This window comes from Kosakonia sp. CFBP8986, assembly GCF_034044935.1.
Lineage (GTDB): Bacteria > Pseudomonadota > Gammaproteobacteria > Enterobacterales > Enterobacteriaceae > Kosakonia > Kosakonia cowanii.
The window spans coordinates 364,670-387,742 of the sequence record NZ_JAXCXB010000005.1; the positions used below are offsets into that span (position 1 = coordinate 364,670).

25 protein-coding genes are annotated in these 23,073 nt (G+C 56.7%); 21 read left to right on the forward strand and 4 right to left on the reverse strand.

Annotated features, from left to right (window positions below; translation table 11 throughout):
- Window positions 1-43: 43 nt before the first annotated feature.
- The gene (gene fumA, locus SOM48_RS13955; protein WP_139964836.1) at window positions 44-1,690 is read right to left on the reverse strand and encodes a class I fumarate hydratase FumA; all 1,647 of its coding nucleotides are present in this window, start codon (window positions 1,688-1,690) and stop codon (window positions 44-46) included.
- Window positions 1,691-1,889: 199 nt separating this feature from the next.
- On the opposite strand from fumA, the gene manA reads away from it, so the two are divergent.
- From manA to SOM48_RS13980, 5 genes are all read left to right on the forward strand, one after another.
- Window positions 1,890-3,068, forward strand: coding sequence for a mannose-6-phosphate isomerase (gene manA, locus SOM48_RS13960; RefSeq protein ID WP_320512176.1), 1,179 nt, complete (start codon window positions 1,890-1,892; stop codon window positions 3,066-3,068).
- A gap of 99 nt (window positions 3,069-3,167) precedes the next feature.
- Window positions 3,168-4,700 (forward strand): YdgA family protein, encoded by a 1,533-nt coding sequence (locus SOM48_RS13965; RefSeq protein WP_320512177.1) that lies wholly within the window; start codon window positions 3,168-3,170, stop codon window positions 4,698-4,700.
- Between the two features lie 218 nt (window positions 4,701-4,918).
- A complete protein-coding gene (locus SOM48_RS13970; protein WP_128483045.1) occupies window positions 4,919-5,170 on the forward strand; it encodes a two-component-system connector protein YcgZ in 252 nt (83 codons plus the stop codon).
- A gap of 91 nt (window positions 5,171-5,261) precedes the next feature.
- Window positions 5,262-5,561 (forward strand): hypothetical protein, encoded by a 300-nt coding sequence (locus SOM48_RS13975; RefSeq protein WP_320512178.1) that lies wholly within the window; start codon window positions 5,262-5,264, stop codon window positions 5,559-5,561.
- 175 nt (window positions 5,562-5,736) lie between these two features.
- Window positions 5,737-5,937, forward strand: a complete 201-nt coding sequence (locus SOM48_RS13980) for a hypothetical protein (RefSeq protein ID WP_128483046.1) — start codon at window positions 5,737-5,739, stop codon at window positions 5,935-5,937.
- 60 nt (window positions 5,938-5,997) lie between these two features.
- Here the strand turns inward: SOM48_RS13980 and SOM48_RS13985 are convergent, their stop codons facing one another.
- Window positions 5,998-6,246, reverse strand: coding sequence for a biofilm development regulator YmgB/AriR family protein (locus tag SOM48_RS13985; protein WP_076769779.1), 249 nt, complete (start codon window positions 6,244-6,246; stop codon window positions 5,998-6,000).
- Between the two features lie 288 nt (window positions 6,247-6,534).
- On the opposite strand from SOM48_RS13985, the gene malX reads away from it, so the two are divergent.
- The 4 genes from malX (at window position 6,535) to add (ending at window position 10,811) form a co-directional block, all read left to right on the forward strand.
- Window positions 6,535-8,151: a maltose/glucose-specific PTS transporter subunit IIBC gene (gene malX, locus SOM48_RS13990; protein ID WP_320512179.1), complete on the forward strand. Its 1,617-nt coding sequence runs from the start codon at window positions 6,535-6,537 to the stop codon at window positions 8,149-8,151.
- Window positions 8,148-9,332, forward strand: coding sequence for a MalY/PatB family protein (locus tag SOM48_RS13995; RefSeq protein WP_320512180.1), 1,185 nt, complete (start codon window positions 8,148-8,150; stop codon window positions 9,330-9,332). Before malX ends, SOM48_RS13995 begins: the two co-directional genes overlap by 4 nt.
- A gap of 28 nt (window positions 9,333-9,360) precedes the next feature.
- Window positions 9,361-9,642, forward strand: a complete 282-nt coding sequence (locus SOM48_RS14000; protein ID WP_320512181.1) for a hypothetical protein — start codon at window positions 9,361-9,363, stop codon at window positions 9,640-9,642.
- 167 nt (window positions 9,643-9,809) lie between these two features.
- Entirely contained in the window at window positions 9,810-10,811 is a 1,002-nt protein-coding gene (add, locus tag SOM48_RS14005) for an adenosine deaminase (protein ID WP_320512182.1), read from the forward strand.
- A 35-nt stretch (window positions 10,812-10,846) separates the two neighbouring features.
- Here the strand turns inward: add and SOM48_RS14010 are convergent, their stop codons facing one another.
- On the reverse strand, window positions 10,847-11,887 hold the full coding sequence (locus SOM48_RS14010) for an oxidoreductase (RefSeq protein WP_076769775.1): 1,041 nt from the start codon (window positions 11,885-11,887) through the stop codon (window positions 10,847-10,849).
- A 197-nt stretch (window positions 11,888-12,084) separates the two neighbouring features.
- Here SOM48_RS14010 and blr point away from each other — a divergent pair, with 197 nt between their 5' ends.
- The 10 genes from blr (at window position 12,085) to nth (ending at window position 19,639) form a co-directional block, all read left to right on the forward strand.
- Window positions 12,085-12,222, forward strand: coding sequence for a division septum protein Blr (gene blr, locus SOM48_RS14015; protein WP_023481427.1), 138 nt, complete (start codon window positions 12,085-12,087; stop codon window positions 12,220-12,222).
- A gap of 238 nt (window positions 12,223-12,460) precedes the next feature.
- A complete protein-coding gene (ydgT, locus tag SOM48_RS14020) occupies window positions 12,461-12,676 on the forward strand; it encodes a transcription modulator YdgT (protein ID WP_023481783.1) in 216 nt (71 codons plus the stop codon).
- Between the two features lie 85 nt (window positions 12,677-12,761).
- Window positions 12,762-13,202 carry a DUF2569 domain-containing protein gene (locus SOM48_RS14025; protein ID WP_054803863.1) on the forward strand — a complete coding sequence of 147 codons (441 nt, stop codon included), beginning with the start codon at window positions 12,762-12,764 and terminating at the stop codon, window positions 13,200-13,202.
- A 78-nt stretch (window positions 13,203-13,280) separates the two neighbouring features.
- Window positions 13,281-13,862 carry an electron transport complex subunit RsxA gene (gene rsxA, locus SOM48_RS14030; protein WP_023481348.1) on the forward strand — a complete coding sequence of 194 codons (582 nt, stop codon included), beginning with the start codon at window positions 13,281-13,283 and terminating at the stop codon, window positions 13,860-13,862.
- Window positions 13,862-14,440 (forward strand): electron transport complex subunit RsxB, encoded by a 579-nt coding sequence (gene rsxB / locus SOM48_RS14035; RefSeq protein WP_023481647.1) that lies wholly within the window; start codon window positions 13,862-13,864, stop codon window positions 14,438-14,440. Before rsxA ends, rsxB begins: the two co-directional genes overlap by 1 nt.
- Entirely contained in the window at window positions 14,433-16,619 is a 2,187-nt protein-coding gene (gene rsxC / locus SOM48_RS14040) for an electron transport complex subunit RsxC (RefSeq protein ID WP_320512183.1), read from the forward strand. The genes rsxB and rsxC overlap by 8 nt, the downstream gene beginning before the upstream one ends.
- Window positions 16,620-17,672 (forward strand): electron transport complex subunit RsxD, encoded by a 1,053-nt coding sequence (gene rsxD / locus SOM48_RS14045; RefSeq protein WP_320512184.1) that lies wholly within the window; start codon window positions 16,620-16,622, stop codon window positions 17,670-17,672.
- Between the two features lie 9 nt (window positions 17,673-17,681).
- The gene (gene rsxG / locus SOM48_RS14050; RefSeq protein WP_054802841.1) at window positions 17,682-18,302 is read left to right on the forward strand and encodes an electron transport complex subunit RsxG; all 621 of its coding nucleotides are present in this window, start codon (window positions 17,682-17,684) and stop codon (window positions 18,300-18,302) included.
- A 3-nt stretch (window positions 18,303-18,305) separates the two neighbouring features.
- Window positions 18,306-19,007: an electron transport complex subunit E gene (locus SOM48_RS14055; protein ID WP_076769773.1), complete on the forward strand. Its 702-nt coding sequence runs from the start codon at window positions 18,306-18,308 to the stop codon at window positions 19,005-19,007.
- A complete protein-coding gene (gene nth / locus SOM48_RS14060) occupies window positions 19,007-19,639 on the forward strand; it encodes an endonuclease III (protein WP_094420003.1) in 633 nt (210 codons plus the stop codon). The genes SOM48_RS14055 and nth overlap by 1 nt, the downstream gene beginning before the upstream one ends.
- Before the next feature lie 4 nt (window positions 19,640-19,643).
- Here the strand turns inward: nth and SOM48_RS14065 are convergent, their stop codons facing one another.
- Window positions 19,644-20,069, reverse strand: coding sequence for a CopD family protein (locus SOM48_RS14065; protein WP_139567719.1), 426 nt, complete (start codon window positions 20,067-20,069; stop codon window positions 19,644-19,646).
- Window positions 20,070-20,811: 742 nt separating this feature from the next.
- Between SOM48_RS14065 and dtpA the strand changes: the two genes are divergently transcribed.
- Window positions 20,812-22,314, forward strand: coding sequence for a dipeptide/tripeptide permease DtpA (gene dtpA, locus SOM48_RS14070; protein ID WP_042716881.1), 1,503 nt, complete (start codon window positions 20,812-20,814; stop codon window positions 22,312-22,314).
- A 105-nt stretch (window positions 22,315-22,419) separates the two neighbouring features.
- On the forward strand, window positions 22,420-23,025 hold the full coding sequence (gene gstA / locus SOM48_RS14075; protein WP_320512185.1) for a glutathione transferase GstA: 606 nt from the start codon (window positions 22,420-22,422) through the stop codon (window positions 23,023-23,025).
- Window positions 23,026-23,073: the final 48 nt, after the last annotated feature.

Genomic DNA, 23,073 nt, shown 5'->3' on the forward strand with positions numbered 1-23,073 from the left:
ACGGCCAAAACGGGGAAAAAGCCGCCCCGCAGGGCGGCAGGTACTATTTCAGGCAGCTGGCGCACTGACCAGACTGGATCTGCTGGAAGAAGTCATTGCCTTTGTCATCCACGAGGATAAACGCCGGAAAATCCTCCACCTCAATTTTCCAGATAGCCTCCATACCCAGCTCCGGGTAGGCGACGCACTCGAGATGCTTAATGCTATTTTGCGCGAGGATCGCCGCCGGGCCACCGATACTGCCGAGGTAGAAGCCGCCGTGTTTCGCACAGGCGTCTGTCACCTGTTTGCTGCGGTTGCCCTTCGCCAGCATGATCATGCTACCGCCCTGGGATTGCAGCTGATCGACGTAGGAGTCCATACGTCCGGCGGTGGTTGGGCCGAGCGATCCCGACGCGTACCCTTCCGGCGTTTTCGCCGGTCCGGCGTAGTAAATTGGGTGATCTTTTACGTACTGCGGCAGATGCTCGCCGCTGTCCATCAGCTCTTTCAGTTTGGCATGGGCAATGTCGCGGGCGACGATAATCGTCCCGGTGAGCGACAGGCGTGTAGAGACCGGATAGTGCGACAGCTGAGCCAGAATCTCGCTCATCGGGCGGTTGAGATCGACTTTTACCGCCTCACCCTCGCCCGCCTGGCGCAGTGCTTCCGGGATGTATTTGCCAGGATTCTGCTCGAGGCGCTCAAGCCAGATGCCATCGCGGGTAATTTTGCCTTTAATATTACGGTCAGCGGAGCACGACACGCCCATGCCGACCGGGCAGGATGCGCCGTGGCGCGGGAGACGGATGACGCGGATATCGTGAGCGAAGTATTTGCCGCCGAACTGCGCGCCGAGGCCGAGGTTGCGTGCTTCCTGCAGTAACTCCTGCTCAAGCTGCACGTCGCGGAACGCCTGGCCGTGCTCGTTACCCTGGGTTGGTAGCGCGTCATAATATTTGGTCGAAGCCAGTTTAACGGTCTTCAGCGTCGCTTCCGCAGAGGTTCCGCCAATGACAAAAGCGATGTGGTACGGCGGGCAGGCCGCGGTGCCAAGGGTACGCATTTTTTCTACCAGATAGTTTTTCAGTTTCGCCGGGGTGATCAGCGCTTTTGTCTCCTGGTAGAGATAAGTTTTGTTTGCCGAGCCGCCGCCTTTGGCGATAAACAGGAACTTATAGGACTCGCCATCCACGCTATAGAGATCGATCTGCGCTGGCAGGTTGGTGCCGGTGTTGACCTCTTTATACATATCCAGCGGCGCGTTTTGCGAGTAGCGCAGGTTATCTTCGGTATAGGTGTTGTAAACGCCCTGCGCCAGCGCGGCTTCATCGCCGCCGCCGGTCCAGACGCGCTGCCCCTTTTTACCCATGATGATCGCCGTGCCGGTATCCTGGCAGGTCGGCAGAATGCCTTTAGCGGCGATTTCCGAGTTGCGCAGGAACTGCAGTGCGACATATTTATCGTTCTCGCTTGCCTCCGGATCGCTCAGAATATCGGCAACCTGCTGCTGATGCGCCGGGCGCAGGAGAAACGATGCATCATGGAAGGCATGCTGTGCCAGCAGCGTCAGCGCCTGCGGATCGACTTTAAGAATATCCTGCCCCTCGAACTGGGCAACGGAGACGTGGTCGCGGCTTAGCAGATAGTATTCGGTGTCATCCTCTCCGAGGGGGAAAGGATCCTGATAACAGAAGGGTTTGTTCGACATTGTTCTCTCACTTACGGCAAGATTTGGTTATTGTTCAGGCAGGAGATCCCTCAGCCTGTGTTAAAGCGAGTCGCCATATCCTACACAAATTTTTAACAAAAACTGAGACTAGTACGACTTTTTACCCTCACTGATTACTTCCGCCGGGTTTGTTGCTTTAATGGCGCGATAATTTTCCTAATCAAAAAAGGGCTTGATAATGCAAAAACTCATCAACTCCGTGCAGAACTATGCCTGGGGTAGTAAAAGTGCGTTAACGGAACTCTACGGCATCGCCAATCCGGATAATCTGCCAATGGCCGAGTTATGGATGGGTGCCCACCCGAAGAGCAGCTCAAAAGTGCAGGACGAACAGGGGCAAACCCGCGCGCTGCGCGAGGTAATCGAGGCCGATAAGCGCCGCCTGCTTGGCGATGCCGAGGCTGAACGCTTTGGCGAACTGCCGTTCCTGTTTAAAGTGCTCTGCGCTGACCAACCGCTCTCAATCCAGGTTCACCCGAACAAGAAAAACTCAGAGCTGGGCTTTGCGAAAGAGAACGCGGCCGGTATCCCGCTGGATGCCGCCGAGCGCAACTACAAAGATCCTAACCACAAGCCGGAACTGGTCTTTGCCCTCACCCCTTTCCTGGCGATGAACGCGTTCCGCGAGTTCTCTGATATCGTCTCCCTGCTGCAACCTGTCGCCGGTGCACACCCCGCCATTGCGCATTTCTTGCAGGAGCCCGGAGCCGATCGCCTGAGCGAGCTTTTTGCCGCGCTGCTCAACATGCAGAATGAGGAGAAATCCCGCGCGCTGGCGGTGCTGAAATCGGTGCTTGATAAAGAGCATGGCGAGCCGTGGAACACAATCCGCACCATCGCCGAATTCTACCCGGACGATAGCGGCCTCTTCTCACCCCTGCTGCTTAACGTGGTCAAACTTAACCCTGGCGAAGCGATGTTCCTGTTCGCGGAAACCCCGCATGCTTACCTTCAAGGCGTTGCGCTGGAGGTAATGGCCAACTCCGATAACGTGCTGCGCGCCGGGTTGACGCCGAAATATATTGATATCCCGGAACTGGTGGCGAACGTCAAATTCACGCCGAAAGCGGCGGATGATCTGCTGACACAGCCGGTTCGTGACAATGCCGCCCTCGACTTCCCGATTCCGGTCGCTGACTTCGCCTTCTCGCTGCACGATCTCTCCACCCACGAGACGCCGCTGGCGCAGCAGAGCGCGGCGATTATCTTCTGTGTCGAAGGCGAAGCGGTGCTCAGCAAAGGTGAACAAACGCTGGTGCTGAAAGCGGGTGAATCGGCGTTTATCGGCGCGGATGAGTCGCCGGTCGCCGCAAGCGGCACCGGACGGGTGGCACGCGTGTTTAATAAAATCGACTAAGTTACTGAAGTTTTAAGCAACTATTGCTAAGCTTTAGCGAACTTCATTGACAGTCCAGGCGGTTTACACCGCCTGGTTTCTTTTTCAGGGATAAGCGCTATGAAAAAAACGTTGGTTGCCGCCGGGGTTATTGTTGCATTAGGTGTCGTCTGGGCAGGCGGAGCCTGGTATACCGGGAAACAGCTGGAAGGACGTCTGGGCGAGATGGTGAGCCAGGCAAATGCCCAGATCAAACGCAGCGCGCCGGACGCCAATGTTGAGCTTTCGGCGCAGGATTACAAACGCAGCCTCTTCTCCAGTACCTTCACCCTGCAGGTCAAGCCGATTGCCGGCACCACCAGCCCGTGGCTGAAGCCCGGCCAGAGCGTGGTTCTGCATGAAAATGTCGATCACGGCCCCTTCCCGCTGGCGCAGCTGAAATCCTTCAGCCTGACGCCGGCGATGGCCTCCGTCCATACGCAGCTGGTCAATAATGATGTCACCAAAGCGCTGTTTGAGATGGCGAAAGGTGAGTCTCCGTTCGTCGCCGAAACGCGTATTGGCTACGCCGGTGATACCCGCAGCGACATCAACCTGCGCGCGCTGAATGTCGAAAATGAGGGTGAGAAAGTCGCTTTCGGCGGCGGTAATTTCCGCGTCAGCGCTGATAAAGAGGGCAATGCGGTCGCGGTGAGCGGCGAAGCGCAAAGCGGCCTGGTCGATACGGTTAACGAGTTTGGCCAGAAAGTGCAGCTCTCCTTTAATAACTTCAAAACCGATGGCTCCAGTGAAATCAGCGCCTTTAATGAGCGCACCGGCAGCCAGAAGATGAGCCTTGATAAACTTGCTATCTCCATTGAAAACAAAGAGATGGCGATTCTTGAAGGGATGGAGCTTACGGCAAAATCGGACGTGGCGGATGATAAGAAAAATATCAACAGCCAGGTCGATTACACCCTTAACAGCCTCAAAGTACAGGGTCAGGATCTCGGCAACGGCAAACTGACGCTGAAAGTCGGCCAGGTGGATGGCAATGCCTGGCATCAGGCCACGCAGCAGTATGATGCGCAGATCCGCGCGCTGATGGCGCAGCCTGATATCGCCCAGAATCCTGAACTGTACCAGCAGAAAGCGACCGAAGCGTTTCTCAGCGTCGTGCCGCTGCTGCTGAAAGGCGAGCCGGTGATTACCGTTGCGCCGCTGAGCTGGAAAAATGCGAAAGGCGAATCGACCTTTAACCTCTCGCTGTTCCTGAAAGATCCGGCAAAAACCGCTGATGCCCCGCAGACGCTGGCGCAGCAGGTTGATCGCAATGTGAAATCTCTCGATGGCAAGCTCTCCATTCCGGTGGATATGGCGACCGAGCTGATGACGCAGGTAGCGAAGCTTCAAGGGTATCAGCAAGAGGATGCGGCGAAACTGGCTAACCAGCAGGTGAAAGGCCTGGCGGCAATGGGCCAGATGTTCCGCATCACTACCCTTGAGAACAACACCATTCTCACCAGCCTGCAGTATGCCAACGGCCAGGTGACGCTGAACGGCGAGAAGATGCCGCTGGAGCAGTTTGTCGGCATGTTTGGCCTGCCGTCACTGCAGCCAGCCATGCCGGGCGAGACGGTTCCTCCCGCTTCGCCGGCAATCCCGCAGCAGTAAGCAAAACGCCCCTCACATGAGGGGCATTTTTTTGCTTTCCCCTGGAAGATATATCCTCCGTAAGCCCCTTTTCCCTTCCCTATCTATTTCTTTCAGTTATTATTAGCCAGCAAAATTCGGGGCTGCTGAATGCTTTGTAGCGCGAGGCTGATAACCGAATCAGTCCGTTGATGCAAAATCATTCTTTTGGCATTTAGCCCGTTGAAGAGAGGACAGTCGTGAAAGGTTTCCAGGGTAAAGGTCCGGATGAGAGTGCGTTCTTCCAGCCGGGTTGCACGCTCTCGCAAGAGGAGCTGTTAGGTGAGATTGTGATCGAGCTTTTGCGTGAAAAAGGCCAGGTCAGCCGACAAAGCCTCTGTATCAAACTGGCAACGCGTCTTGATAACGCCAACGATCCGTTAACAGAAGCGCGCTATGGCGATCTGCTGAAGCTGATTTTCACCAGAAAAATGGGCTCGTCATTTCCATAATCTTAATGAATAAGCTATAACATGCAGCATAACGTTACTAAGATGCATGACCGGGAAACCTTTGTACGGTGCAGCAAATGTGTGAGGCAGAATGAGTAAAAATGAGTCAGATAAGCTTGTAGATACGGTAATGGGCGAGGCGGTACTGGCCCTGCTTGATTCAGATGATGATGTCTCTTTCGATGCGCTGATTGGGCAGTTGCAAGAGTCCCTGATGAGTGAAGTCGACAGCACACGGCGTAAAGCACTTCAAATCGCGATCAGCGGTATCCACCACTATAAAACCCAGCCGGCCACGCGCGGGCGCAAAAGCAGTTTACAGGCCAGCCGCCTAAAGAGCCGGTTGCCTTTATCAGGCCCGGGCATCGATAACAAAGCCCGCAAGCACTGATTTTTCCAGCAACATCTCTTCACCAGGTCTGGCGTTCCCTACCGGACCATTATTTTCACCCTTCTATTCAGACTTGCTTCGCATGTTTCGACGAATGCACAGTGGATTTGATCTGGCCCGCAGGCTTAGAAGAAAAAGTCACCAGTGCAATAAGGGAGAATCATTGAACGACGATGTGCAAGTTCAACCCGCAGAGATCCATGAGGCTATCGGCTTAGCCGCCACCTACCTTATGCATTCTCAACGGCCTGTGAAACCCAGCAACCTGATTATGGTGCTGCGTGCGCAGAGCAGTATAACCACCGATCCCAGACAGAAGCGCGTGTTCGATGCCGCCCGGCAGCTTATCCTCGACAGGATAACCTACTCCGCCTGATTAACGTGAAAACGCCTTCGTCTGTTATGAAGGCGTCTTCGTTGATAAATCGATGCCGGTTTAGATATGGTCCGGCGTTTTCTGCACCACTCTTTCTAATGCGTTGCGATACACCTCCAGCATTGCGGGGTTATCTTCTGTTTCCAGCAGCCCAATCAGTGCCAGGATGAGATGTTTATCGTTGACGTCGCGCTGCTGCAAACGCAGGTTCGAAAGGATGGTGCTAATGACCTGCTTTTCAGCCTCTTCATCACGCGCGGTCACGCCAAAAAAGGCGTTGAACTGCTCTTCTGTGGTTGTCGTCTGCATACTCATCCTGCATAGCGATACGAAAAGCGGGCCTCCGCATCAGGGTCGGAGGGTGTAATTTCGCCACTAAAAATAGTCGTGGTTTTCAGCCTTCGCAACAGGATATATAAAATTTTCTCAGCCATTTACCAAAGCTGGAAAACAGCTCGCAAATCGCCCTCTATCTTGTTGAATTCCTAATTAAGATCGTCAGGATGATTAGCTCTGCCGCCAGCGCCAGAAACCTGATACAACGCTATACGCATAGTCAGGAAGCCTGCCGTTCGCTTACTTTTTTGAGGAGTTGTTATGACGGGTAAAAAAAGGTCGGGTAATGCCATATGGGAATTTTTTCAGCAGCTGGGCCGCACCTTTATGCTGCCGGTCGCGCTGCTCTCCTTCTGCGGCATTATGCTGGGGATTGGCAGCTCACTGAGCAGCCGCGATGTGATTACGCTGCTGCCGCTATTAGGCCATCCGTTATTGCAGGCGATCTTTATCTGGATGAGCAAAATCGGCGCATTTGCCTTCACCTTCTTACCGGTCATGTTCTGTATTGCCATCCCGCTGGGCCTTGCGCGGGAAGATAAAGGCGTCGCCGCCTTTTCTGGCTTTGTCGGCTATGCGGTGATGAACCTGGCGGTCAACTTCTGGCTCACCGCGCAGGGCATTTTACCCACCAGCGACGCTGCCGTGCTCAAGGCACATAATATTCAGAGCGTGCTCGGCATCCAGTCAATTGACACCGGCATTCTCGGCGCAGTGATTGCGGGGGTGATCGTCTGGCGGCTGCATGAGCGCTTTCACACCCTGCGCCTGCCGGACGCGCTGGCCTTTTTTGGCGGCACGCGTTCCGTCCCGATTGTCACAAGCGTAGTAATGGGCATTGCTGGCCTGCTGATCCCGCTTATCTGGCCCTGGTTTGCGCTCGGCATTAGCGGCCTCGGGCAGCTTATCGATCGCGCGGGCGACTTCGGGCCGATGATCTTCGGCACCGGCGAGCGGCTGCTGCTCCCCTTCGGCTTACAACATATTCTGGTGGCGCTGATCCGCTTTACCGACGCAGGCGGCACCATGGAGGTGTGTGGTCATCAGGTAAGCGGCGCGCTGACCATCTTCCAGGCCCAGCTTGGCTGCCCGCAGACGCACGGCTTTTCTGAGAGCGCGACGCGTTTTCTCTCGCAGGGGAAAATGCCTGCGTTCCTGGGTGGGCTGCCCGGCGCAGCGCTGGCGATGTACCACTGCGCGCGCCCGGAAAACCGTCATAAGATTAAGGGGCTGCTGATTTCAGGCGTTATCGCCTGCGTCGTTGGCGGCACTACCGAACCGGTTGAGTTTCTGTTTCTTTTTGTCGCCCCGGCGCTCTACCTGATCCACGCCCTCCTCACTGGCCTCGGTTTTACCGTGATGGCGGTGCTTGGGGTGACGATTGGTAATACCGACGGCAATGTGATTGATTTTATCGTCTTCGGCGTGCTGCACGGGCTGGCGACCAAATGGTATCTGGTGCCGCTGGTCGCCGCGGTGTGGTTTATCGTCTACTACGCGCTGTTCCGCTTTGCCATTACCCGTTTCGATCTGAAGACGCCCGGCCGTGAACCGCAGACGGTTGAGAGCGAGCAAAGTACGACGCCAGAAGCGAGAGGTCGCTCCGGCTATGATGTCCCGGCCTTGCTTGCCGCCCTTGGCGGAGCGCAAAATGTGCAGAGCCTGGATAACTGCATTACCCGCCTGCGCCTGTCGGTGGGCAGCATGGCGCAGGTCGATGCCGCCGCGCTGAAAGCCCATCGCGCCCTCGGCGTGGTGAAGGTCAACGACCACAACCTGCAGGTGGTGATTGGGCCGCAGGTGCAATCGGTAAAAGATGAAATGGCGCAGCTCATCACGGCAGCGCAGGTACAGATAACCCCAGAGGCAAGTAGATGAAGCGCGACGTTTCCTTTGATTTTTCCACCCCGGTCGATCGCCACGGCACCTGGTGCACCCAGTGGGACTACGTGAGCGATCGTTTTGGCCGCGCCGACCTGCTGCCCTTTACCATCTCGGATATGGATTTCGCCACCGCGCCCTGCATTCTCAACGCCATGCAAAAGCGCCTTGCGCACGGGGTTTTCGGCTACAGCCGCTGGCAGAACGATGACTTCATCGGCGCCATCGAATACTGGCTCGCCAGCCGTTTCGACACCCGAATCGACTGCGACGCCCTGGTCTATGGGCCATCGGTTATCTGGATGATTGCCGAGACCATCCGCCAGTGGACGCAGCCCGGCGATGCCGTTGTGGTTCACACGCCCGCCTATGACGCCTTTCCGAAGATGATAAGCCACAATCAGCGCAAGCTGCTGACGGTACCGCTGCATCAGTATCACGGCGGCTGGGTGTGTGACATGACGCAGCTCGAAGCGGTGCTGGCACGGCCGGAAAGCAAGGTTCTGCTGCTCTGCAGCCCGCATAACCCAACCGGCAAAGTGTGGACGCATGAAGAGCTGGCCGCGATGGCATTACTGTGCGAGCGCCACCAGGTGAAAGTGATTAGCGACGAGATCCATATGGATATGGTCTGGGCCGCGCAGCAGCACATTCCGTGGTGCAATGTCGCGCGCTCAACGTGGGCGCTCTTCTCCTCGGCATCTAAAAGTTTCAATATCCCGGCCTTAACCGGCGCATGGGGGCTGTTTGGCGACAAGGCGTCGCGCAACGGCTACCTCGATGCGTTAAAAAACGCGAACGGCTTATCCTCCCCGGCGGTGCTGGCAGTAGCGGCACATGTTGCCGCCTATCGTGAAGGCGCCCCATGGTTTAAAGCCCTGCGCAGCTATTTGCGCGCTAACCTCGCTTACCTCGCTACTGCCCTGAACGACGCCTTCCCGCAGCTGCGCTGGCAGCCGCCGGAGTCGACCTATCTGGCGTGGATCGATTTGCGAGCGCTGGAGATTGATGATGACAGGCTGCAAAAAACGCTGATTGAGGAGCAGCAGGTGGCGATTATGCGCGGCGATGTCTACGGGTCACAGGGACGAGGGTTTATTCGTCTCAACGTCGGCTGCCCGCGTGTAAAGCTGGAAGAGGGAGTAAAAAGGCTGATTGCCGCGCTGCGTTCATGTTAGCCTGTGGCGAAATTTATCAAGGGAGTGAATGATGGTCTGGGGCGTGTCGCTGGTTTACTTTGTTCTCGGCTGGATCTTTTTTACCCGCACGTTCCGCCTCTATGCGCTGGTGTCGAGCCTGCTGCTGGCCATCGCGCTGCACAATGTGCTGCAGAGCCACTTGCTGGTGATCCTCTATCTCGCCGCGCTGGCGGTGACCTTTATCACGCTCCAGTTGCTTAAACGTAGCCCGGACAAAAAGGGCACGCTCTACTTTTCTCTCCCCTGCTGGCTGCTGATCGTCACAGTAATTTTCAACGTCTTCTTCTGAGGGCGTGATCGATGCCAGCCCGGCTTGCGCTGGCATCCACAGGTGCGTATTTTTCCCTCATCTTTGCACGCCCTCCTTTTCCATCCTGCTCATTTTATTACTATTTTTAATAAGTTAACGAAGTGTTGTATAATGCTTTGCACTTTTACAAAAAGATGAGTGCGATCATGATTGATTTAAAACTGCCTTTAACCGATATCCATCGTCATCTTGACGGCAATATCCGTGCCCAAACCATCCTCGATCTTGGCCGCCAGTATAATTTAACTCTCCCCGCGCAAACCCTCGACGAGCTGCGCCCGCATGTGCAGGTCACCTCGAACGAACCGGATCTGGTGAGCTTTCTCGCCAAACTCGACTGGGGCGTGAAGGTGCTGGCCTCGCTGGATGCCTGCCGTCGCGTCGCTTATGAAAACATGGAGGATGCAGCGCGAAATGGCCTGCACTATGTTGAGCTGCGCTTCTCGCCGGGCTATATGGCGATGACCCACAACCTGCCGGTGGCGGGCGTGGTGGAAGCGGTGATTGCCGGTGTGCGTGAAGGGAGCCGCGATTTTAATGTGCAGGCGCGCTTAATCGGCATTCTGAGCCGCACCTTCGGCGAAGCAGCCTGCGAACAGGAGCTGGACGCGCTGCTCGCCCATCGCGACGGTATTACCGCGCTTGATCTGGCGGGCGATGAGCTCGGTTTTCCGGGAAGCCTGTTCCTCTCCCACTTTACCCGCGCCCGCGATGCCGGCTGGCAGATCACCGTGCATGCCGGTGAAGCCGCGGGTCCCGAGAGCATCTGGCAGGCGATCCGTGAACTGGGTGCCGTGCGCATCGGTCACGGGGTAAAAGCGATTGAAGATGCCGCGCTGATGGACTTCCTCGCCGAACAGCGCATTGGTATTGAATCCTGCCTCACCTCTAACATTCAGACCAGCACCGTGGCCTCTCTCGATCGCCACCCGCTGAAAGCCTTCCTCGATCACGGCATTCTGGCCAGCATTAATACGGACGATCCGGCGGTACAGGGGATCGACATTGGTCACGAGTATGAGGTTGCCGCTCCGGCAGCCGGTCTGAGCGCAGAGCAGATCCGCCAGGCGCAGATTAACGGGCTGGAGTTGGCCTTTATCACTGCCGAAGAGAAACAGGCGCTGCGCGAGCGCGTCGCGCAGGCTTGATGAGCGTGGCTCACGGCAGGCCGTGAGCCACTCATTCAGGTGAGGCTGAGGGTTGCGCGGTGTTTTGCCGACTCAATACCAAGCTCAATCAGCTCCATAATGCGGATCGCCTGGCTGGCCGGAACCGGGTTCTCCCCGCCGCCCATCAGCGCATCACGGATTGCCGCATAATAGGCCGGATAGTTGCCCGGCAGCGTCAGCCAGGTCTCCTCTTTCCGCGTTTCGCCGTCGATGCGGGTCAACACGCCATCACGCATGTCATAGCCCCAATCCTCCTGCGGTAAGCGCGCCCCGCTTTTTAAGCGCTCCTCCTGCGGATCAAGCCCATATTTCACATAGCTGCCGCGCGTGCCGTGGACGATATAGCGCGCGGATTCCGCTGCTGCCAGCAGTGTGCCGTGCAGCACCACGCGACGCTGGGGATAGGTCAATACCGCGTGAAAATAGTCGGTGGACTGCGCGCCCGGGCGCAGCTGGGCCAGATCGACAGTTAATGAGACCGGCAGACCAAACAGATTGACCGCCTGGTCGAGTAAATGTGGGGCTAAATCGTACCAGATGCCGCTCCCCGGGCCGCCCTGTTCGCGCCAGCGGTCACGCACCTGCGGGCGGAAGCGGTCGAAATGCGATTCGAAATAGGCCACTTCACCCAGTGCGCCATCGGCAAGCAGCGCTTTCAGCGTCAGGAAGTCGCTATCCCAGCGGCGGTTGTGAAACACCGACAACAGGCGACCATAGCTGCGTGCCAGCGCATCCAGTTCACGCGCCTGTGACAGTGTCACGGTAAAGGGTTTATCAACCACCACATGTTTGCCCGCTTCCAGCGCCGCTTTCGCCAGCGGAAAGTGGGTATCGTTAGGTGTGGGGATGACAATTAAATCGATATTGGGATCGTTAAACAGACGTTTGGGATCGGCAACGACATCGACGTTCGGCCAGTCGGCTTTGACTTTTGACTCATCACTGCTGGAAATAGCCGCCAGCGCCATTCCGGCGGTGCCTGCAATCAGCGGTGCATGAAATGTTTTACTGGCGTAGCCATATCCGATCACGCCAACCCGAATAATATCACTCATATCACGGCCTCTTTTCAGTGGACCTCCATTTCACACTATCTGCCTGATGCCGACAACCGCTGTTGTGTCGCATTTTTACGACGAATAATTCAGCCTATTCTGGTCTGGTTTCCGGTCACAAAATCTGCTTAAATCTGCGCCCAACACCCGTTAATGACTACCGGCGTGTGATGTTAATCCCAGGGAGCAGTATAAATATGACCGCAATATTCAATCGGATTGTTGAATTAATGGGCTGGATTGTGCTCGGCGTATCAACCATTCTGTTGGTGTTTGCCAGCCATATTGATAATTACCAGCCGCCTGAGCAAAGCGTGGTAGTGCAAAAGAAATAAAGGTATTCCCTATTGCTGCGATAGCCCATATCGCGCCAGAAGCGGGTTGCCCGTCATGAGGAAGGACGTTAACCTTCTTCGCCCGGCGCCTTCGTGGCGCCGGGTTTTTATCTGAAAAGAATATGCTTAATTTAATGGCAGATTATTCTCACGCTAGTTACGCCCGGATAATAACGTCTATTATTTGCGCGCATAGTCGTTCTTTTTTTGCCTCTTCATTATATGGACACCCTCCGACATGACCGTGCAGGACTATTTATTAAAATTTCGCAAAATCAGTTCGCTTGAAAGCCTGGAAAAGCTCTTTGATCACCTTAACTACACCCTGACCGAGAGCAGTGAGATCATTAATATGTATCGCGCGGCCGATCACCGCCGCGCTGAGCTGGTCTCCGGCGGGCGGCTATTTGACATTGGGTGCGTTCCGCGCTCGGTATGGCGCTACGTGGTCTGAGGCCGCTGGCAATCGCCGTGCGATGCTTTATACTCGTCGCCCGGCAATGTTTGCCGCAACTGAATGTGTTAACAGAGGAAATGGCATGACAACAACACCCGCAGAACGTATCGGAGGCTGGTTACTCGCCCCTCTGGCCTGGTTGCTGGTCGCGTTATTAAGCACCTCGCTGGCGTTAATGCTCTACGTCACCGCCCTGTTAACGCCGCATGCGCTCTCGGCCCTGCTAGCGCAGCCGTCGAAAGCGATGCTGCTGTTGATCTTATCCTTTATTTTTGCTGCCGCACTCTGGTGCTATACGCTCTGGCTGACCATCGCCTTTTTCAAACGCCGCAGCCTGGTGCCGAAACACTACATTATCTGGCTGCTGGTCTGCGTGCTGCTGGCGATAAAAGCATTTGCTTTTTCACCCGTTTCCGATGCGATGGCGGTTCGCCAGCTGATCTTTCCGCTGCTGGCGGCGGCGCTGTTTGTGCCCTACTTCAAGCGCGCGGTGCGCGTGAAGAAGACCTTTATTAACCCGTAAATAACCTTACAGTTAACCTGTTGTCGCCCGGGGCAGTTTGCCCGATAATAGGCGGCTTTTTTCATTTCAGGCCAAATAATGACAGACTATCTTCTGCTATTTATCGGAACGGTACTGGTCAACAACTTCGTACTAGTGAAGTTTCTTGGCCTGTGTCCGTTTATGGGCGTTTCCAAAAAGCTGGAAAGCGCAATGGGTATGGGGCTCGCAACCACCTTCGTCATGACCATGGCTTCGATCTGCTCATGGCTTATCGACAACTGGGTGCTGATCCCGTTGAACCTGGTCTATCTGCGCACCCTCTCCTTTATCCTGATTATTGCCGTGGTGGTGCAGTTCACCGAGATGGTGGTGCGTAAAACCAGCCCGGCGCTCTATCGCCTGCTCGGTATCTTTCTGCCGCTTATCACCACCAACTGCGCGGTGCTCGGCGTCGCGCTGCTCAACATCAACCTTGGGCACAACTTTATGCAGTCGGCGCTGTATGGCTTCGCCGCCGCCGTCGGCTTCTCACTGGTGATGGTGCTGTTCGCCGCGATCCGCGAACGCCTTGCCGTCGCCGATGTTCCCGCGCCGTTTCGCGGTAATGCGATTGCGTTAGTTACCGCCGGCTTAATGTCTCTGGCCTTTATGGGCTTTAGTGGTCTGGTAAAACTGTAATGAATGCGATAACCATCGCCGTTGCAGTCCTGAGCGTACTTGGGCTGCTGTTCGGCCTGATCCTCGGTTACGCCTCGCGCCGGTTTGCGGTCGAGGACGATCCGGTTGTTGAACGTATCGATGAACTGCTGCCGCAGAGCCAGTGTGGGCAGTGCGGCTACCCCGGCTGTCGCCCCTACGCCGAAGCGGTAGGCACCCAGGGTGAAAAGATCAACCGCTGCGCCCCCGGCGGCGAAGCGGTGATGCAGAAAATCGCCACGCTGTTAAACGTCGACCCGCAGCCGATTGATGGCGATGCCGACGCGCTGGAGCCGGTGCGTATGCTTGCCATCATCGATGAGAGCAACTGCATCGGCTGTACAAAATGCATCCAGGCCTGCCCGGTCGACGCCATCGTGGGCGCAACCCGCGCCATGCATACGGTGGTAAGCGATCTCTGCACTGGCTGTAATCTTTGTGTGGATCCGTGCCCGACGCAGTGTATCGACCTGCGCCCGGTTGCGCCAACCACGCAGAACTGGAAATGGGATCTGCACACCATTCCGGTGCGCACTATTCCTGTGGAGCACCATGCTTAAGTTATTTTCCGCATTCCGAAAAGAGAAACTGTGGGATTTCCACGGCGGCATTCATCCGCCGGAGATGAAAACCCAGTCTAACGGTACGCCGCTACGTCAACTGCCGCTGGCGAACCGTTTTGTCATTCCTTTAAAGCAGCATATCGGCGCTGAAGGCGAACTGTGCGTCAGCGTGGGCGATAGCGTTTTGCGCGGACAGCCGCTGACCCGCGGCCGCGGTCGTATGCTGCCGGTGCACGCGCCGACCTCCGGCACCGTTGTGGCGATTGCCCCTCACGCTACCGCGCACCCCTCCGCCCTGCCTGAACTGAGCGTCATTATCGAAGCGGACGGCGAAGATCGCTGGATTGCGCGCGAAGGGTGGCAGGATTATCGCGCCCAGAGCGTTGAGGCACTGATTGAGCGCATCCATCAGTTCGGCGTTGCCGGGCTGGGCGGAGCCGGCTTCCCGACTGGTGCCAAGCTGCAAGGTGCAGGCGATAAAGTCGATACGCTGATTATCAATGCCGCCGAGTGCGAACCCTATATCACCGCCGACGATCGCCTGATGCAGGATTGCGCCGCGCAGATTATGGAAGGGGTGCGCATCCTCGCGCATATCCTTCAGCCGCGCCAGGTGCTGATCGGTATCGAAGATAATAAACCGCAGGCGATCTCGATGATGCGTGCGGTGCTGGCGGGCAGCCACGATATTCAGCTGAAAGTGATCCCGACCAAATACCCCTCCGGCGGCGCAAAGCAACTGACGCAGATCCTCACTGGCAAGCAGGTGCCGCACGGTGGCCGCTCGTCCGATATCGGCGTGCTGATGCAGAACGTCGGCACCGCCTATGCGGTGAAGCGCGCGGTGATCGACGGTGAACCGTTAACGGAGCGCGTGGTGACTCTGACCGGTGAAGCGGTTACCCGGCCGGGCAACGTCTGGGCGCGGCTCGGCACGCCGGTTCGTCACCTGCTCGATTATGCTGGCTTCCAGCCTTCGGCAGAACAGTTGGTGATTATGGGCGGCCCGCTGATGGGCTTTACCCTGCCGTGGCTGGATGTGCCGGTGGTCAAAATTACTAACTGCCTGCTCGCCCCTTCGGCCAGCGAAATGGGCGAAACGCAGGAAGAGAAAGGGTGCATCCGTTGTAGCGCCTGCGCCGATGCCTGCCCGGCGGACTTACTGCCGCAGCAGCTCTACTGGTTCAGCAAAGGGCAACAGCACGACAAAGCCATCGCACACAATCTCTCCGACTGCATCGAGTGTGGTGCCTGCGCATGGGTCTGCCCGAGCAATATTCCGCTGGTGCAATATTTCCGCCAGGAGAAAGCGGAGATCTCCGCCATCGCCGAGGAAGAGCGACGCACCGCCGAAGCGAAGGCGCGTTTTGAAGCCCGTCAGGCGCGCCTTGAGCGCGAGAAACTGGCGCGCCAGGCGCGACACAAGCAGGCCGCAGCGAAGCCTGGCGAAGAGGATAAGCAGGCAATTGAAGCCGCGCTCTCGCGCGTGAAAGAGAAACAGGCCGCTGCCGCAGAGCCGGTGGTGGTGCAGGCTGGCGCCGAGCCGGATAACCGTGAAGTGATTGCCGCCCGCGAAGCGCGTAAAGCCGAGGCGCGCGCGCGTCAGGCGGAAAAAGCGCAGCAGACGGCTGAAGGCGACGACCCGCGCAAATCCGCTGTCGAAGCAGCGATTGCCCGCGCCAAAGCCCGTAAAGCTGAGCATGCGCAGAAAGTCGCTGCCGCTACCGAACCGGAAACCACCGAACTGGTCGATCCGCGCAAAGCCGCCGTTGAAGCAGCGATTGCCCGTGCCAAAGCACGTAAAGCGGAGCAGGCACAGAAAGAGACGCCTGCTGCCGAGCCGGAAACAAGTGAGCCGGTCGACCCGCGCAAAGCCGCCGTTGAAGCAGCAATCGCCCGTGCCAAAGCACGTAAAGCGGAGCAGGCGCAGAAAGAGACGCCTGCCGCCGAGCCGGAAAGCAGCGAGCCGGTTGACCCGCGCAAAGCCGCCGTCGAAGCGGCGATTGCCCGTGCCAAAGCACGCAAAGCAGAGCAGGCCCGCGCGCAGTCCAGCGCAGAAGAGGCCTCCACGCACACCAAGGCTGCCAATGACGAGCCGCGTAAAGCGGCGGTCGCGGCGGCCATTGCCCGAGTTCAGGCTAAAAAAGCCGCGCAGCAAGCTGTTAACGAGGATTAAATGGTTTTCAGAATCGCAAGTTCCCCTTACACCCATAACCAGCGCCAGACCTCGCGCATTATGCTGCTGGTCACGCTGGCGACGATACCGGGCATCGCCGCGCAGCTGTGGTTCTTCGGCTGGGGAACATTGATCCAGCTTATCCTCGCTATCGTCAGCGCCCTGCTGGCGGAAGGGCTGGTGCTGAAACTGCGCAAACAGTCCATCAGCACCATTCTGGCGGATAACTCGGCCCTGTTAACCGGCCTGCTGCTCGCCATCAGCATCCCCTCCTTTGCGCCGTGGTGGATGGTGGTGCTGGGCACTGTGTTTGCAGTGATTATCGCCAAGCAGCTGTATGGCGGTCTCGGCCATAACCCCTTTAACCCGGCGATGATCGGCTATGTGGTGCTGCTTATCTCATTCCCGGTGCAGATGACCAGCTGGTTGCCGCCCCATGATATTGCGCGCACGGTGCCCGGTTTGCTGGATGCCCTTCAGGTGATCTTTACCGGTCACAGCACCACGGGTGCAACGATGGATGCGCTGCGCATGGGGGTGGATGGCATCAGCCAGGCGACACCTCTCGACACCTTTAAAACCTCGCTGCATGCCGGACACAGCGTTGAGCAGATAATGCAGTACCCGATCTACAGCGGCGTGCTGGCAGGTGCAGGCTGGCAGTGGGTCAACCTCGGCTATCTGGCGGGCGGGATCTTTTTGCTGTCGCAGAACACCATTCGCTGGCATATCCCGGTCAGCTTCCTGCTCTCGCTAACCCTGTGTGCCACCCTTGGCTGGCTCTTTGCCCCGCAGACCTTCTTAGCCCCGCAGCTGCATCTGCTCTCGGGTGCGACGATGCTCGGCGCATTCTTTATTCTTACAGATCCGGTCACCGCCTCGACCACTAACAAAGGTCGTCTGATTTTCGGCGCGCTGGCCGGTTTGCTGGTGTGGCTGATCCGCAGCTTCGGCGGCTACCCGGATGGCGTGGCCTTTGCGGTGCTGCTGGCGAATATCACCGTGCCGCTGATTGATTACTACACGCGCCCGCGCGTGTACGGACATCGTTAAGGAGCCGTCATGCTAGATACAATGCGTAAACATGGCGTCACGCTGGCCCTCTTTGCCGCTGGCTCCACCGGCCTGACCGCCGCCATTAACCAGATGACCAAAAGCACCATCGCCGACCAGGCGGTATTGCAGCAAAAAGCGCTCTTCGATCAGGTGCTGCCACCCGAGAGCTATACTAACGCGCTGGCGCAGAGCTGTTATGTGGTGAGCGACCCGGCGCTCGGCAAAGGCCCGCATCGCGTCTGGATTGCGCAGAAGGACGATAAACCGGTGGCGGCGGTGATTGAGTCCACCGCGCCGGATGGCTACTCCGGTGCTATCCAGCTGCTGGTCGGCGCGGATTTTAGCGGCACGGTGCTGGGCGTGCGTGTTACCGAACACCATGAAACGCCGGGGCTTGGGGATAAAATCGAGCTGCGCATCAGTAACTGGATCACCTACTTTGCCGGCAAGAAAATCGACGGCCCGGCCGATAGCCACTTCGCCGTGAAGAAAGATGGCGGCGATTTCGATCAGTTTACCGGTGCGACCATCACCCCGCGCGCGGTGGTGAATGCAGTCAAACGCACCGGGATTTACGCCATGACGCTGCCTGAGCAGCTGTCCCGTTTGCCAGAGTGTGGAGAGTAAACGATGAGCGAAGTAAAAGAGGTTATTGTCCAGGGGTTGTGGAAAAACAACTCCGCGCTGGTGCAGTTACTCGGCATGTGTCCGCTGCTGGCGGTAACGTCGACCGCTACCAACGCCCTCGGGCTGGGGCTGGCGACTACGCTGGTGCTGACCCTGACCAACCTGTTTATCTCCCTGCTGCGGCGCTGGACGCCGTCGGAGATCCGTATTCCCATCTACGTAATGATCATCGCCTCGGTGGTGAGCGCAGTGCAGATGCTGATCAACGCCTATGCTTTCGGCCTCTATCAGTCGCTGGGCATCTTTATTCCACTGATCGTCACCAACTGCATCGTGGTCGGTCGCGCAGAGGCGTTTGCGGCGAAAAAAGGGCCGGCGCTGTCGGCGCTGGACGGTTTTGCCATCGGCATGGGGGCGACCGGCGCAATGTTTGTGCTCGGTTCAATGCGTGAGATGCTCGGCAACGGCACGCTGTTTGACGGCGCGGATGGCCTGCTGGGCAGTTGGGCTAAAGGGCTGCGCATCGAAGTGTTCCATACGGACTCGCCGTTCCTGTTGGCGATGCTGCCGCCGGGCGCGTTTATCGGCCTCGGTATGATGCTGGCAGTGAAATACTTAATCGATCAGAAAATGAAAAAACGTCGTGAAGCCGCTGCCGCCGCGCAGGTGAACGACGCGCCAGAGACCTCGCCCGGGAAGGCATAATGAATAAAGCGAAACGCCTCGAAATCCTCACCCGGCTGCGGGAGAACAACCCGCATCCGACCACCGAACTGAACTTCACCTCGCCGTTTGAACTGCTGATCGCCGTGCTGCTTTCAGCCCAGGCGACGGATGTCAGCGTCAATAAAGCAACGGCGCTGCTCTACCCGGTTGCCAATACGCCGCAGGCGATGCTGGAACTGGGCGTTGATGGCGTGAAGCAGTACATCAAAACCATCGGCCTTTACAACAGTAAAGCGGAGAACGTCATTAAGACCTGCCGCATTTTGCTGGAAAAACATGGTGGCGAAGTGCCCGAAGATCGCGCCGCGCTGGAAGCCCTGCCGGGCGTCGGGCGTAAAACCGCCAATGTGGTGCTGAACACTGCTTTTGGCTGGCCGACTATCGCCGTTGATACCCATATTTTCCGCGTCTCTAACCGCACGCGCTTTGCGCCGGGGAAGAATGTCGAAGAGGTGGAGGAGAAGCTGCTGAAAGTGGTGCCGGCGGAGTTTAAAGTCGACTGCCATCACTGGCTTATTCTGCACGGGCGATACACCTGCATCGCCCGTAAACCCCGCTGCGGCTCCTGCATCATTGAAGATTTGTGCGAATACGACAGTAAGACCGATTAACGCCTCAGAAGGGGCGTACCACCGCCAGTACCGTAATCACCACGGTAAACAGCACCAGCAGCAGCGTAGCGTTGTTCAGCGCGCCTGTACGCTTCAGGGCTTCACCGTTCGCCAGCCGACGCAGCGTGGCGGAGAGAAAGCCGTGCAGGCCCGATAGCAGCACCACAAACACGATCTTGATGATTAACCACAGGTGCGGCATCTGCCCGTAGGCCACCAGCATGGCGATACCGGCAATCCACAGCACGATCATCGCCGGGCTGGTCATTCTGCGGTTCCAGCTGCGTACATCGTTAAGCAGAACCAGGGTGGTGCTTTTATCTTTCTGTCGCAGGCTCCACTGCGCCACCATGGCGCTCATCAGCATGCCGCCAATCCAGATGATTGCGCTGACAATATGTACTGCGTTGATCCACGGATGAAAATTCATCGCTTTGCTCCCATAAAAATGAAGTCAGAAGTCTGCCACTGCAGCCCCCTGCTGTCATGAACAACCGGCTTATCCGGGCAAGAATTGTTAATTATTTCTCTGTTAAGCGTATCGCTTGTAAAAAAAGCCGCCACAAAGTGGCTGATTTTAGGAGATAACTCATTGTGATATGCCTCACAACTCTGCAAAAGAGTCACCCGGTGACACGATCGGGCAGTCGAATGGCGCTTTGAGCAAATAATCATCCGCTTATACACTTTCAGGCAGTTGAAACCTTTTTTTAGAAGAAAAAAATCCAACGCCAGGCGCTTTGAGGCTTATTTGCTAAGGTAATGTTAATAAAGGGCTAAATGTTAAAATCTACGCATCCCTGATATCCATCCCGTCCCTACTCTGCCGGGACATCCAACCAGATATGTCTCAGAAACCAGCCCAATGCACTGCCTGTGCGCGAAAATAGCCGAACATATCCCTTACCCCCGCATTGAGATGTTAAGAACCAGTAGAAAAATCCACTTTTACCAAAATGATAAAATTAAACTCTGAATAACAATTCAGTTTGCCGAGCAAAGTTATGCGCTGGATCTATGTAACAGAATATGTCAAAAGACTTGCCTCATGGGCCAGGATAGTGAACATTACCCGCCGTTTCTCCTCCCAATATAACTAAAAGCGTGATGCAAACTGGTTATCGCGCGCTGAACACCCCCCGTTAATATGGGATGTAAAAAAAGAGGTCTACGTGTCAACTGCAAACAAACCAACAGAAAGCGTCAGCATGAACGCTTTCAAACAACCGAAAGCGTTCTATCTCATCTTCTCGATCGAATTGTGGGAACGTTTTGGTTACTACGGCCTGCAAGGGATCATGGCCGTTTACCTGGTTAAGCAACTGGGAATGTCGGAATCAGACTCCATTACGCTCTTCTCCTCCTTCAGCGCACTGGTCTATGGCCTGGTGGCTATCGGCGGCTGGCTGGGCGACAAAGTGCTCGGTACTAAACGTGTGATCCTGCTGGGCGCGATTGTGCTGGCGCTGGGTTATGCGCTGGTGGCCTGGTCAGGTCACGATGCCAGCATCGTCTATATGGGCATGGCAGCGATTGCCGTCGGTAACGGGCTGTTTAAAGCCAACCCCTCTTCGCTGCTCTCAACTTGCTATGACAAGGATGACCCGCGTCTCGACGGTGCGTTCACCATGTATTACATGGCGGTGAACGTTGGCTCCTTCTTCTCAATGCTTGCAACGCCATGGCTTGCTGCCCGCTTTGGCTGGAGCACCGCGTTTGGTCTGAGCGTCGTTGGCCTGCTGATCACCATCGTTAACTTTGCGTTCTGCAAACGCTGGGTGAAAAACTACGGCTCCAAACCGGACTTCGAACCGCTGCGCGTTGGCTACCTGCTGGCGACTATCGTCGGTATCGCGGTGCTGATCGCTATCGCCACCTGGCTGCTGCATAACCAGGGTATCGCGCGTATGGTACTGGGCGTGATCGCGCTGGGCATTATCGCCATCTTCGCGAAGGAGACCTTTACCCTGCAGGGCGCGGCGCGTCGCAAGATGATCGTCGCCTTTATCCTGATGGTGCAGGCTATCGTCTTCTTCGTGCTCTACAGCCAGATGCCGACCTCCCTGAACTTCTTCGCTATCCGTAACGTTGAACATACTCTGTTCGGCATCGCGTTTGAGCCGGAGCAGTATCAGGCGCTGAACCCGTTCTGGATCATTATCGGTAGCCCGATTCTTGCCGCTATCTATAACAAAATGGGCGATACCCTGCCGATGCCGCACAAGTTTGCCATCGGGATGGTGCTCTGCTCCGGCGCGTTCCTCGTGCTGCCGCTGGGCACCAAGTTCGCCTCTGATGCCGGCATTGTTTCCGTAAGCTGGCTGATTGCGAGCTACGGCCTGCAGAGTATTGGTGAGCTGATGATCTCCGGCCTTGGCCTGGCGATGGTCGCACAGCTGGTGCCGCAGCGTCTGATGGGCTTTATTATGGGCAGCTGGTTCCTGACCACCGCGGGCGCGAATATCATCGCCGGCTACGTGGCCAACCAGATGGCGATCCCGGAGAACGTCACCGACCCGCTGATGTCCCTGAACATCTACGGTAGCGTCTTCCTGCAGATTGGTATTGCGACGGCGGTGATTGCCGTGCTGATGGTGCTGACTGCGCCGAAGCTGAACCGCATGACCCAGAGCCGTGACGACGCGGATGAAGCGTCCAAAACCGCCACTGCGTAATCGCAAGCGGGTAAACATGAAGAAGCCGTTAACGTCAGTTAGCGGCTTTTTTTTTATGCAACGGCGTACTACTCTATGCCGGAATTTAGATAAAAGGAAACGTCGATGAAACTGTTCTACAAGCCAGGTGCCTGCTCACTTGCCTCCCATATCGCCCTGCGCGAAACCGGAAAAGAGATCTCCCTTATCAGCGTCGATCTGATGAAAAAACGTCTGGAAGATGGCGAAGACTTTTTCGCGATTAACCCGAAAGGCCAGGTTCCGGCGCTGCTGCTGGATGACAGCACGCTGATCACCGAAGGCGTTGCCATTATGCAGTACGTTGCGGATAACGCGCCGCAAAGCCAGCTGCTGCCGGCTGTCGGTACGCTGCCGCGCTACAAGGCGCTGGAGTGGCTGAACTATATCGCCACCGAGCTGCACAAGGGCTTTACCCCGCTGTTCCGCCCGGATACGCCGGAAGAGTACAAACCGACCGTGCGCGCACAGCTGGAGAAGAAGCTGCACTACGTTAACGACGCCCTGAGCGGTAACGGCTGGATCAGTGGTGAGCACTTTACCATTGCCGATGGCTATCTTTTCACCGTGCTGCGCTGGGCGCATGCGGTAAAACTCGATATGAGCGGTCTTGGCAATATCGAAGCCTACATGTCACGCGTGGCGGCACGCCCGGCGGTGGCTGCGGCACTCTCCGCGGAAGGCATTGCCTGATTTACAGCGGCCTGCCTAAATGCAAGGCAAAGAAAAAGGCGGGAATAT

Coding starts and splice junctions, on each gene's coding strand:
- SOM48_RS14065 (WP_139567719.1), bottom strand. CDS start 20,069: ATGAATTTTCATCCGTGGATCAACGCAGTACATATTGTCAGCGCAATC.
- rsxB (WP_023481647.1), top strand. CDS start 13,862: ATGAATGCGATAACCATCGCCGTTGCAGTCCTGAGCGTACTTGGGCTG.
- rsxD (WP_320512184.1), top strand. CDS start 16,620: ATGGTTTTCAGAATCGCAAGTTCCCCTTACACCCATAACCAGCGCCAG.
- SOM48_RS13985 (WP_076769779.1), bottom strand. CDS start 6,246: ATGCAGACGACAACCACAGAAGAGCAGTTCAACGCCTTTTTTGGCGTG.
- fumA (WP_139964836.1), bottom strand. CDS start 1,690: ATGTCGAACAAACCCTTCTGTTATCAGGATCCTTTCCCCCTCGGAGAG.
- SOM48_RS14025 (WP_054803863.1), top strand. CDS start 12,762: ATGACAACAACACCCGCAGAACGTATCGGAGGCTGGTTACTCGCCCCT.
- rsxC (WP_320512183.1), top strand. CDS start 14,433: ATGCTTAAGTTATTTTCCGCATTCCGAAAAGAGAAACTGTGGGATTTC.
- SOM48_RS14055 (WP_076769773.1), top strand. CDS start 18,306: ATGAGCGAAGTAAAAGAGGTTATTGTCCAGGGGTTGTGGAAAAACAAC.
- add (WP_320512182.1), top strand. CDS start 9,810: ATGATTGATTTAAAACTGCCTTTAACCGATATCCATCGTCATCTTGAC.
- blr (WP_023481427.1), top strand. CDS start 12,085: ATGACCGCAATATTCAATCGGATTGTTGAATTAATGGGCTGGATTGTG.
- manA (WP_320512176.1), top strand. CDS start 1,890: ATGCAAAAACTCATCAACTCCGTGCAGAACTATGCCTGGGGTAGTAAA.
- gstA (WP_320512185.1), top strand. CDS start 22,420: ATGAAACTGTTCTACAAGCCAGGTGCCTGCTCACTTGCCTCCCATATC.
- rsxA (WP_023481348.1), top strand. CDS start 13,281: ATGACAGACTATCTTCTGCTATTTATCGGAACGGTACTGGTCAACAAC.
- rsxG (WP_054802841.1), top strand. CDS start 17,682: ATGCTAGATACAATGCGTAAACATGGCGTCACGCTGGCCCTCTTTGCC.
- malX (WP_320512179.1), top strand. CDS start 6,535: ATGACGGGTAAAAAAAGGTCGGGTAATGCCATATGGGAATTTTTTCAG.
- nth (WP_094420003.1), top strand. CDS start 19,007: ATGAATAAAGCGAAACGCCTCGAAATCCTCACCCGGCTGCGGGAGAAC.
- SOM48_RS13995 (WP_320512180.1), top strand. CDS start 8,148: ATGAAGCGCGACGTTTCCTTTGATTTTTCCACCCCGGTCGATCGCCAC.
- SOM48_RS13975 (WP_320512178.1), top strand. CDS start 5,262: ATGAGTAAAAATGAGTCAGATAAGCTTGTAGATACGGTAATGGGCGAG.
- SOM48_RS13965 (WP_320512177.1), top strand. CDS start 3,168: ATGAAAAAAACGTTGGTTGCCGCCGGGGTTATTGTTGCATTAGGTGTC.
- SOM48_RS14000 (WP_320512181.1), top strand. CDS start 9,361: ATGATGGTCTGGGGCGTGTCGCTGGTTTACTTTGTTCTCGGCTGGATC.
- SOM48_RS14010 (WP_076769775.1), bottom strand. CDS start 11,887: ATGAGTGATATTATTCGGGTTGGCGTGATCGGATATGGCTACGCCAGT.
- ydgT (WP_023481783.1), top strand. CDS start 12,461: ATGACCGTGCAGGACTATTTATTAAAATTTCGCAAAATCAGTTCGCTT.